Annotated in this window: 10 protein-coding genes; all 10 read right to left on the bottom strand. The window is 47.2% G+C overall.

From position 1 onward, the window contains the following. Nucleotides 1-216 precede the first annotated feature (216 nt). Nucleotides 217-735 (bottom strand): universal stress protein, encoded by a 519-nt coding sequence (locus tag Q7V48_06955; protein ID MDO9210473.1) that lies wholly within the window; start codon nucleotides 733-735, stop codon nucleotides 217-219. A gap of 231 nt (nucleotides 736-966) precedes the next feature. Continuing rightward, nucleotides 967-2,091, bottom strand: a complete 1,125-nt coding sequence (locus Q7V48_06950) for an MltA domain-containing protein (GenBank protein ID MDO9210472.1) — start codon at nucleotides 2,089-2,091, stop codon at nucleotides 967-969. 333 nt (nucleotides 2,092-2,424) lie between these two features. Next, nucleotides 2,425-2,883, bottom strand: coding sequence for a response regulator (locus Q7V48_06945; protein ID MDO9210471.1), 459 nt, complete (start codon nucleotides 2,881-2,883; stop codon nucleotides 2,425-2,427). A gap of 575 nt (nucleotides 2,884-3,458) precedes the next feature. Then, nucleotides 3,459-4,772 carry a TRAP transporter large permease subunit gene (locus tag Q7V48_06940; protein ID MDO9210470.1) on the bottom strand — a complete coding sequence of 438 codons (1,314 nt, stop codon included), beginning with the start codon at nucleotides 4,770-4,772 and terminating at the stop codon, nucleotides 3,459-3,461. Then, nucleotides 4,769-5,284 carry a TRAP transporter small permease subunit gene (locus Q7V48_06935; protein MDO9210469.1) on the bottom strand — a complete coding sequence of 172 codons (516 nt, stop codon included), beginning with the start codon at nucleotides 5,282-5,284 and terminating at the stop codon, nucleotides 4,769-4,771. Before Q7V48_06935 ends, Q7V48_06940 begins: the two co-directional genes overlap by 4 nt. 178 nt (nucleotides 5,285-5,462) lie before the next feature. Next, nucleotides 5,463-6,584: a TRAP transporter substrate-binding protein gene (locus Q7V48_06930; GenBank protein ID MDO9210468.1), complete on the bottom strand. Its 1,122-nt coding sequence runs from the start codon at nucleotides 6,582-6,584 to the stop codon at nucleotides 5,463-5,465. A 287-nt stretch (nucleotides 6,585-6,871) separates the two neighbouring features. Then, the gene (locus tag Q7V48_06925) at nucleotides 6,872-7,780 is read right to left on the bottom strand and encodes an NAD(P)-dependent oxidoreductase (GenBank protein ID MDO9210467.1); all 909 of its coding nucleotides are present in this window, start codon (nucleotides 7,778-7,780) and stop codon (nucleotides 6,872-6,874) included. Nucleotides 7,781-7,872: 92 nt separating this feature from the next. Beyond that, entirely contained in the window at nucleotides 7,873-9,078 is a 1,206-nt protein-coding gene (locus Q7V48_06920; GenBank protein MDO9210466.1) for an ATP-dependent 6-phosphofructokinase, read from the bottom strand. 26 nt (nucleotides 9,079-9,104) lie between these two features. Next, a complete protein-coding gene (locus Q7V48_06915) occupies nucleotides 9,105-9,857 on the bottom strand; it encodes a radical SAM protein (protein MDO9210465.1) in 753 nt (250 codons plus the stop codon). Between the two features lie 2 nt (nucleotides 9,858-9,859). Further along, nucleotides 9,860-10,309 (bottom strand): TPM domain-containing protein, encoded by a 450-nt coding sequence (locus tag Q7V48_06910; GenBank protein MDO9210464.1) that lies wholly within the window; start codon nucleotides 10,307-10,309, stop codon nucleotides 9,860-9,862. Between the last annotated feature and the right edge of the window lie 253 nt (nucleotides 10,310-10,562).

The raw sequence follows: 10,562 nt of genomic DNA, 5'->3' as shown, positions 1-10,562 counted from the left end.
CAGTGAGACCGACGATCATTTTCTCTTCACGATTCATAATGATAATCTAAAGAGGGTCTTATTACCCATTACGTATTGGGTGTTTCTAAATCCGAAATTCGCATATCGCCAAACAAACTGCAAATTCAAATTGACAATTTTAAAAATGGAAAGAGTTTTTAATTTCGGGTTTCGATCCCTGGAGCCCAAATTTTTTCTTATCACTAAGGAACTTTTTCAGGTATTTTTAAAAGTGATATCCGTTTCTCCCTTTGGTATGGGGATGATATAAACAGGTTTTTTAACCCGGCTTAAAACCTTCTCGGCTACGCTTCCTAAAAAGGCATGCGTGATCCATCCTTTGCCATGAGTCCCCATGATGATGACATCACAATCCAATTCATCTGCTTTTCTAAGAATTTCAACGGCAGGCTCCCCTTCGATCACCACGATGGATGCTACCCGTTTCAGAGTTTCTTGGTCATCTTTGAGTTCCCGTTCGGCAAATTCCTTTAACCGTTGGTTGATTCGCTTGATTTGCTCATCCCGCCTTTCCTTCCATAGCTTTTCGAGCTGCCCCTCTTCGAAATGCAATTCAACAAGTACTCCGACCGATGAATGCGGTTTTTCAATGACATGCAGAATATGAATTTTGGCGTCGTGTTTCTGGGCAGAATTTACAGCATAGCGGAAGGCATAAGCAGAATTATCCGTCAGGTCGGTGGCGTAAAGAATACTCTTTATTCTGGGGATCATAATTCTTCCTCCTTGGGAAAATAATTTTTTCAGCGATCATTGATTCTTGTTTATCGGCTATTGCACTATTTAGCATGATCATTCCGGATATGACAAGAGTTATTCAATTTAGGATCATCTGCAAATTAGGGATCAAGAATTCAAGGGGTCAAGGGTTTAAGTGGAAAAATTTTTACATTTTTCATTTTGCATTTTTAAATTTCTCATCGCTCCCTGGAACCATGGAAACCTTTATTTTGCCAAGAGAAAATAAATTTTTCCCTCTTCGCGCATCTCCCCGGCAACCCATCCGGCCTTATCTCCGCTGCCGCAAAAAAGGTCGACCCGTGCGGGACCCTTCATGGCGGCACCTGTGTCCTGGTTGAGCACAAATCGCCGGAGGCTTTTCCTGCCTATTATTTTTCCCCGTTCATCAAATACTGGCTGCCGAGAGATAATATAGGCCAGGGCGCCCGGAGGAAAAATGGAATAGTCCGTTGCAATGGATCTGCCGGCAGTGAGCGGCACACCCAGCGCCCCTATGGGCCCCCCATCTATTTGAGTGGAGAGCGGCAAGGAGCGGAAAAAAATATAACGTTGATTAATGTTGAATATATCTTCCATCCATTCCGGGTGTTTTTGGAGAAGTTCTCTCACCCGCCTCAGGGAAAGTTCTTGCTCCGCTATAAGTCCTTGCTCGACAAGATACCGTCCGATGCTCCGGTACGGCCGGCCGTTGGAAATGGCAAAACCCACCCGCAACATCTTTCCGTCCGGTAGGCGGATCTGCCCCGACCCCTGCACATGCAGGACAAACCGCTCCCACGGGTCCTTCAGCCAGGCCAGTTCATACCCTTTCCCTTTCAGTACTCCCTGGCAGTCAATCTCCTGGCGAGAATAATAGGGAATAACCTGCCCGCTCTGAGCCCGGCCGATACCTTTTCCTTTGGGTTGTTCCTTTAATTCGGTAAACGTTGTTTCCACCAGATCATCCGGCCTACGGTATATAGGATATTGGTATTCTCGCCCGGGTTCAAGGCTGCCGGCGATGATGGGTTCATAATACCCCGTTAGGAGGATGCTCAACCCCTCTCCTTTCCCGGTTGTTTCCCATAAATGGAAGTTCTCTTGAATTCTTCGGGCGAACTCCACTGGGTCAGGAGTGTTTAAAAAGATTTCTCGGAAAAGAGACAGAGAACAGCGAGCCTTTTCCAAGTGGCGAAGATCTCCCTGATTCCCTGAAGAGTTGTCGGGTGAAATGGGGGAAGATATTTTTTTCTCCAGATAAACGAGGCTATTTTCAACCGCTTCTCGGAGAGATGTTCTTTCGCCGTCATCGGTCAGAGGGTGAATGGATTCTTTTTCCCGCGGCAGCAACAATTCTTCCGGGGGGGGTGGCTCTTTTGGCGCTGGCGCCATGCAACTGAAAAGGAAGAGAAAAATAATTCCTGCGTAGATTGACTTTTTCGGCAAACCTAAAACCTTACGCCCTTAAGGTTATTCAGCAAGGAGGAGTCCGGGCTACCTTAATAATTGAGAAAAAACTATATCATTTTCCACCCCCAATGGCCAGGCTAAAAGCGCAAACCGACCTAAGGGGCAAGGCGTATTCCGAATCGGCGATCTTTAAGGAGGAGAAAAGCTCGGGGGGCCAGAGCAGGAGGAGGGCTCTGGCCCCGGGAGGAGGGGACCGGCTGGGGGATGGAAAAGTTAATTATTCAAGAATTCATCAATCTCGTTATCTTCCCAGGCATGAATACTTCTAATTTTTTGGACGATGTTTTTTACTTTCCGGTTATAACTCCGTTGGGCTACGGATTTATTGACGATAGCAACGATGTCCGGAACGTTGAAAGGCTTGGAAACGAAGTCAACCGCCCCATAGCGGATGGCGTCGTGGACGTTGGTTAGGGTCCCATATCCGGTGACGATAACGACTGCGGCGTCACTCCCCAGTTTCCTGAGTTCCCGCAGCACGTCCATCCCTGAAAGCCCAGGCATTTTTATATCGAGGGTGATGAGGTCAACTTTTTCTTTTTGAATACAATCGAGGGCCTCTTGTCCGTTTGCAGCTGTATGGACATCATAAAGTGGTTTGAGGATCATCCGCAATGATTCCCGTGGTCCGAGTTCATCATCCACAACCAAAACCGAAGCTTTTTGCTCCATCTCCAACTCCTGCCAAAAAATTTTAACCTGCTGTTAACCCTTACAGAGCCGTTTTTGTTTTGTACAGCAAATTCTATGCCTTCTAAGTTGGGTGCCTCTGTTTTACCCAATTAATTGATATTTCAGTATTTTTAGTTCGGTAAAAAATAATGAGGATCTTTATGGCCAGTTTTGTACACCTTTCAGGCCCGGTTTTGCCCACATTTTTTGAGGCAAGAAATGATGATTTTGTAAAAAGTCGTCTCTCCCGCGGAAGCGGGAGTCCAGAGAAGATGTAAATATTTGATAATACTGGAGGCTCTTGCAAAAGTATTTTTTTGTGGTTCGACAAGCTCACCATGAACGGAAAAACTAAATAATTTCAACCTAAGCCCGTTCACCCTGAGCCTGTCGAAGGGTAAATTACGGACTTTTGCAAGAAGCTCACTGGATTCCCGTTTTCACGGGAATGACCAAAAAGAGTATTTTCATGCTTTTTACGAGTTAATCAGAAATCATTCTGGAAAAAGCTATGCGCTTGGATTAAAGCACATAGCGTTTTTATCCAAACCGCGGCGGCGGAAAAAAGAATGCGGTTAACCAAACAGCACGCCGGGCAGCCACAAAGCTATCTCGGGAAACAGCATGAGGAGAAAGAGGGCAATCAACTGGATAACCATAAATTCTATCACCCCTCGGTAAATGGTCGATAACTTCCACTGGGGAACCACGGCCTTGAGGTAATATGCTGACATGGCGACGGGTGGAGACAGAAACGCCGTCTGCAAGTTCACCGCGACAAGCGCGCCGAACCAAACCAGGTTGAACTTTAAGGTTAGGATCAAGGGGAGGAAGATCGGCAGAAAAATGAGAACGATGGCCGGCCACTCAAAGGGCCATCCCAAAATAAAGATCACCACCATTAAGAGAAGGAGCATCATAAATGGGCTGAGATCCAAGGCAATCAACGAATTGGTGATCAGCGTCGCCGATCCCAACCTGGAAAAAACAGATCCAAAGATGTTAGCGGCCACGGCCAGGAAGAGGACCATACTGGAAGTACTTAGAGTCTTGATCAGGGCCTCCTTGAATTTCGGCAAAGTCAATTTGCGGTAGGCGAGAGCCATTAAAATACCTCCGCAAGCCCCACAGGCCGCTGCTTCCGTAGGCGTGGCCAATCCAGCCAAAATACTCCCCAGAGTGAAAAAAATGAGGGAACCCAGCGGCACCATGCCAAAAAAGAATTCTTTTATTTTCTCGGTTCTCGAAATCCTTTCATCCATCGGCACCACTGGCCCGAGTTCAGGATTCAGGAAGTTGCGAATCAAAAGATAAATAACATAAAGGCCCGTCAATAAAAATCCAGGTCCGAAGGCGGCGGCATAAAGCTTGGCCACAGAGATTCCCAGCACCGGCCCCATAACCACAAGCATAATGCTCGGGGGGATCAGAATCCCTAAGGTCCCTCCGGCAATGATGGTTCCGGCAGAAAGTTGGTCGTTATATCCACACCTGATCATGACCGGTGCGGCCATAATCCCCAGAACAGTGACCGCGGCACCGACGATTCCCGTGGCCATGGCAAAAATGGCCGCGGTGAGAATGACGCCGACGAAAAGGGACCCTTTCACCCCAGAAAGAACGTGGCGAAAGGCCATGAAAAGCCGCTCCATGAGTCCCGCCTGTTCCACCACGTATCCCATGAAGACAAAGAGAGGAACCGCAGCCAGGACTTCTTCCTGCATCAACCCAAAGGTTTGCATGACCATCAAATCAAAGACCATTTTCCCCAAGCTGAAGTAGCCAAATAAAATTGCCAGGATTATGAGGGTGAAGGCTATCGGAAAGCCGATGAAAATTACCACGAGGAGGGTGCCCAACATCAAGAGGCCAAGAATTTCGTTGCTCATCGCCATTCCCCCCTTGTCGTGGCATAAACACTCTTTATGAATTCGGCGATGCCTTGGATTATTAAAAGAATGATTGCTATTGGGATCACCGTTTTGAATGGATAAACGATCGGTCTCCAGGGACTGTAGGCTGCTGTTTCTTTAATATCCCAGGCATGGGCGGCATAATCCCATCCGGCAATCAAGAATAGGATCATGCCGGGGAAAAAAAAGAAGAGGTAGAAAGATGCATCAATTATCCCCTGCCAACGAGCCGGAAAATGGTTATAAAGAAGATCCGTTCGGATATGTCCTTTGTTGTAAAGAGTATAAGCTGCCCCCATCATAAAAATGGTTCCGTAAAGCATATAAGCTATGTCATAGGCCCATTCTGTAGGGGAATCAAAGGCATATCGAGCCACAACTTCATAAACCAACCCCCCCACCAGAGGAACATTGAGCCAGGCGAAAATTTTGCCACTCCACAACGATAGGCCATCAATGAACCGGACAACTTTAAACGCAGAATTCAATTTGCTCAACCTCCCATAAAATAATAATGGGTGATCTTCTTTTTTTATACATTTCGCATTTCAGCTGGAACCAATGCTGTCTTAGGACTCCCAAAATATTCAAAAGGGGTGAATCTCAATTTTTAATCCCTTGAGAGACCCACCCCTTTTTCTTAATAAGCGATTTTTAACCACTCGATTATTTGGGCTTTTGAACTTTATAAGGATTGATTTTGCCCCAATAATAATCGGCGGCCAAGTCATACGGTGGGTGGCCGACACTACGATAAGGAACCACCTGTTGCGCCCATTTCTTTTGTGATTCATATACTTTGGCGAAGAATGGATTTGCCTTGACGTATTTTTCCGCCACTTTGTCCCATGCTTTTAGCACTTCCAGTAAAATGTCCCGTGGGGATTCGATCACTTTCACCCCATGCTTTTCAATCAGGGTCTGGAGATCCTTGCTGTTCTGGTTCAACATCTTAATGGTGAAATGTATTGTCTCGGCCATTCCCGCGTACTCGACGATTGCTTTAAGGTCGGCAGGAAGTTCATCCCATTTTTTCTTATTGATGATGAACTCCATCATACCTGTGGGCTGGTGCGTTCCAGGCATGTGGTAGAACTTACGAACATCTTGGAAGCCCATAGCCATGTCAGAGCTTGGGTCGCTGAATTCTCCGGCATCAATGACACCCCTCTCCAACGCCGGCACGATTTCACCACCGGGGAGAGTTACCACTGTCATACCCATGGCTTTAAAAACTTCGGCGGACATTCCCCCTGCCCGGAATTTCAACCCCTTAAAGTCCTTCACATTTTTGATGGGTTTAGGAAACCATCCCAAGGGCTCTGGCGTTTCACCAAAGGTGGGGAAAACTACAACGTTCATTTTCAATTCTTTCTGCATAAGTTCGTTGTACAGTTCTTTCCCGCCGGCTATATAGAGCCATCCCAGGTAATCCTCCGAGCTCATCCCGAAGGGCCCGCCGGGAACGCTGCCGAAAAGAGTGGCAGCCGGGTGTTTGCCATACCAATAGCCAGGCCAGGCATGTCCCCCATCCAAGATCTCTTTGTGAACGGCATCAAGGACTTCAAAGGCGGGTACGATGGCGCCTGCGGCCAGGAGCTCAATCTTCAGCCGTCCGCCGGACATAGCTTCAATCTTTTCCACTAAACCCTTAGGGTTCACCTGGTGGAAATCTCCAGCCGTCCAGGTACTCTGAACTTTCCACTTGAATGTCTGCTGCGCACCCGCTGGGCTGGAAAAAACTAAAACGAACATCAAAATTGCCAAAACTGCCCATACCTTTTTCATTGCCTCCACCTCCTTTAGAAAAATTACGATAAAAAGTTAATAAAGGAAACACCACCCCCAAATTTTTAATGTTTTGAAGGGCATCACCTCCCTCATTCGTTCCTTTTCGTGCTCCTTTTCACATAGCCACTTGAATCTGCATGCGAGCCGCTCCGCATGCCAATTATATTCCATATATTAAATATTTTTGTCAAGACAAATCTTTGCCCTTATCCACTCCCCCTATACTTGGCAAACTCCCTTGTCCAAACCCGTTATTTTGGGTTTTAATATTTACCTTTTGCCTATTACCTATCGCCCATTGCCTTTTTCACTTCCATCCCGGCTATTTTCTCTATCACTTTAACAATGGCGGCGTCATCCTCTTTTCCATACCCCAGGCAGTTGGCCATTTGAAAAATTTCTTTGGCCACGGCACTCAATACCAGAGGAATTTTCAATGATCTTCCCATATCCATAATAAAAGTCAAATCCTTTAAAAGAATATCCAGTTCCCCCCGGCAGGTAAAGTCCCGGTCCACCATTCTATAAGCCCGATTTCTGAACATCCAGCTATCCCCGGCGCTTTTGGGGATAATATCCAACATCATTTGCGGGTCCAGGCCGGCTTTCATACCTAAGACCATGCCTTCCGCTACGGCCAACCCATTGACCGCCACCAATAAATTATTCACCAGCTTTAAACTCAACCCCGATCCCAGGGCACCTAAATAATATATATTCTTTCCCATGGCCTCAAAAATATTTCGACACCTCTCAAATTCTGCTTTTTCTCCACCAACCATGATGGTCAGCGTTCCCGCCTCTGCCCCTTCTTTTCCCCCGCTGATCGGGGCATCCAACACTTTTACTCCTTGCTTCTCCAATGTTCGGGCTAATGCTTTTACCTCTGCGGGAGCGATGGTGCTCGCAATTATGACCAAATCACCCGAACTTACCCCTTCGCATAGCCCCCTTTCTCCCAAGACAACTTGCTCCACCTGAGCATAATTTAAAACCGCAATAATGGAAACGCTGGCCTTTTGGGCAACCTCCTTCGGGTTTTCCCCTAATTGGGCCCCCAGCGCTTTTATTTTTTTCAGGGGTTCTTCCTGGATGTCGTAGGCCACCAGTGGAAACCCGGTTTGTAAAATATTTTTGGCCATACCCATCCCCATATTCCCTAAACCAATAAAACCGATGTGATTCTTCATCATATTCTCCTATTCGATTTTAAAGTTTTACGTGATAAATTTCATAAGTTTGTTTTTCCAGCCCTTCTCTATGGAAAAAAGCTACTTCTTCACCATCAATAATCGCTGGTCATAATAAATAACGGTTTCTGCTCAAAACTTTCATAATACGGGCGCAGCCGCTCGCGGTTGTAATATTTATCCACATCCACAACCTTCTTGCCGCTGGTCACCACATCAATAGGCACGTTATCATACCTGCCGTTGCGCAGAGAAACCAGCCGCCCATGAGAATGACTCAAGACCAGGTTTAATGCCAGGTTGCCAAAGGCCATAGGGGCGATAGAATCGATCGCATCCGGATTCCCGCACCGGACAAGATACCCCAGCCTTTGGTTGATTACATTGATGCTCCTGCCTTTGTTGTACTTGGAGGAAAGCTTTTTAATCCGATCCGACACCACATCGCCGATTCCTCCCAATTTTTTATGGCCGTACATGTCCTTTTCGTCTTTTTCGAAGATCATTTCATCCCCTTCAAACATTGCCCCCTCGGAGACCAGAACAACCGAATAATGGCTCGGGTTGGTGTATCGGTCCGCCACTAACAGTTCGGTGAGGCGGTCGATGTTGAACTTGTATTCCGGGATCACGCACCGGTTGGCCGCGCCCGCCATTGTGGGGAGCAAGGCCGTAAACCCGGCATACCGCCCGAAAACCTCAATGACCAGGATGCGTTCATGAGACCCGGCTGTCGTCCGTAAACTGTGGGTCATCTCGATGGTCCGGGTTATGCTGGTGCTGAAGCCGATGCAATAATCCGTACCTGGTACGTCATTATCCATCGTTTTGGGAATGGCTATTACTTTGACTCCCTGCTTGGCAAGATGGACGCCATAGCTTAGCGTATCATCTCCGCCAATCGGGATCAGGTAATCGATCCCCAGAAAGTCAAGGTTTTGCAAAACTTCCGGCGTAAGGTCATTGATTTCCTCATGGTATTTTCCCACGAGATTCTCGGGAACGTCCTCTTTGGGAATGTGACTGGGCCGGGTGCGGGAAGTGTGCAAAAAGGTCCCTCCCGTGCGGCCAACCTTATTAACAATTTCCTCGGAAAGAATCTGATAGTGTGCGTCCGCAGGGACCTTTTTATTGCGGACCATGGATACCAGACCTTTCCAGCCGTTGCGGATCCCGATCACTTGAAATCCTTCGCGGATGGCCCTGATCGTTACTGCCCGAATCGCCGGGTTGAGGCCAGGGACATCCCCGCCGCCGGTCAGGATAGCAATAACGCCCTTTTTTCTTTTAACGTGCGCCATATTTCTTCCCCCCAACAATTCGCCTATTATTTTTCTGGCAAATGGCCAGAAAAATATTTTAGGTTTGCCCGCTTCAGCTTTTCTAAGACATGGGGATAAAGGATGACTTCCTCCCTTTCCACTTCACTGTGCATCCTAGGATCGATCTTCCAAATCGTATGGTAAAGCTGGTCCACTGCTTCTTTTGCGGAGAAGGAGAGCATGATTGCGGGGTGGGTGCTCACTCCCGCTTTCAGCAAATTCTTCAGAGCAGCAAGTTGGAGTTGGAAACCTACGGGGTTTGCTCCGGTCAACCGGGCGAATTCTTCTTCCGTGCATCCTTTCAACGAAACCCGCACGTGCACAAAAGGATACAAAGCCAGTTCCTGGGCATACGCTTCATCCTCTCCGATCAGGATACCGTTGGTTTCTAAAATAAAGCGCACTCGCATCTTTTTTAATTCTTTAAGAATTTTAAAAAGATGTTCCCGCCCGATAGTCGGCTCTCCCCCGCTGATCCGAACCTGCGGTGATTTTTTTTCTTTGAGGAGCTTCAGAATTTTCCCGGTGACTTCATCCGGGGTGAGTAATTCTCCACCCTCTCTTCCTTCAAGCAGGGCTTCGCTGCGGACCCAGCAAAACTTGCAGGTTAATCCACAGCCTGCGCAATCGGCAGTAATGATTCCTCCATACCAGCGGTCATGGCGGAACCGATAATATTTCTTTAAATCCCCCCCAATCCTTTTCTGGACTGTGAGGGTCTCAATTCTCCTGTGTCTCTCGACGGGATCGTAGCCCAATTTTATTCACTCTCGCTGATCGTATCGGGAAGTTCGTTGCTGTCATCTTTTTCTATAGGGAAATAAGCTTTAAGTTTCTCCCCTACTTCCCGGATGCCCCGGCAGAGTCCTTCGCAAAATTTGCCTTCCCGAAAATATTTTTGCATCTCTCCTTTAACATCCTCCCAGTAGTTCTCGGGAACCAGCCGGTGGATTCCCTCATCGCCCAGGATGGCAAACTTCCGGTGGTCCGTGGCCAAATAGATAAGAACACCGTTGCGATGCTTGGTCTGGGTCAGTCCCAACCGGTTAAAAACCTTTTTGGCTTTTTCGAGCACATCTTTTCCAGAACGGCGGACCAAATGGACCCGGATTTCCCCCGAGGTTTGTTTTTCAGCCTGGCGAATCTCCTCTATGATTCGCTCCTGCTCTGCCGTGGTAAAAAATTTTTTAGGGTGTTTTTTCCAGAACATAAATTTATTCGGACGCAGATTTTCGCAGATAAACGCCGATAAATACCATTATTGTCTTTTTAAGAAACAACAACAAAATATAATTAACATCGTTGAATTTTTAAATTTCAACATTGATGATCTCGTAAAAAGTCGGCAGAAGAGTCATTGCGAGCGAAAGCGAAGCAATCTCGTTTTTATAAGTCCTTGAAAATACGGGATTGCTTCGTCGTCCCGCATTGGCGGAACTCCTCGCAATGACGAAAACGGGACT

The organism is Deltaproteobacteria bacterium (genome assembly GCA_030654105.1).
Taxonomy (GTDB): domain Bacteria; phylum Desulfobacterota; class SM23-61; order SM23-61; family SM23-61; genus JAHJQK01.
The sequence above is the reverse complement of the archived record's forward strand: the minus strand, read 5'-3'. Positions and strand labels throughout refer to the sequence as shown.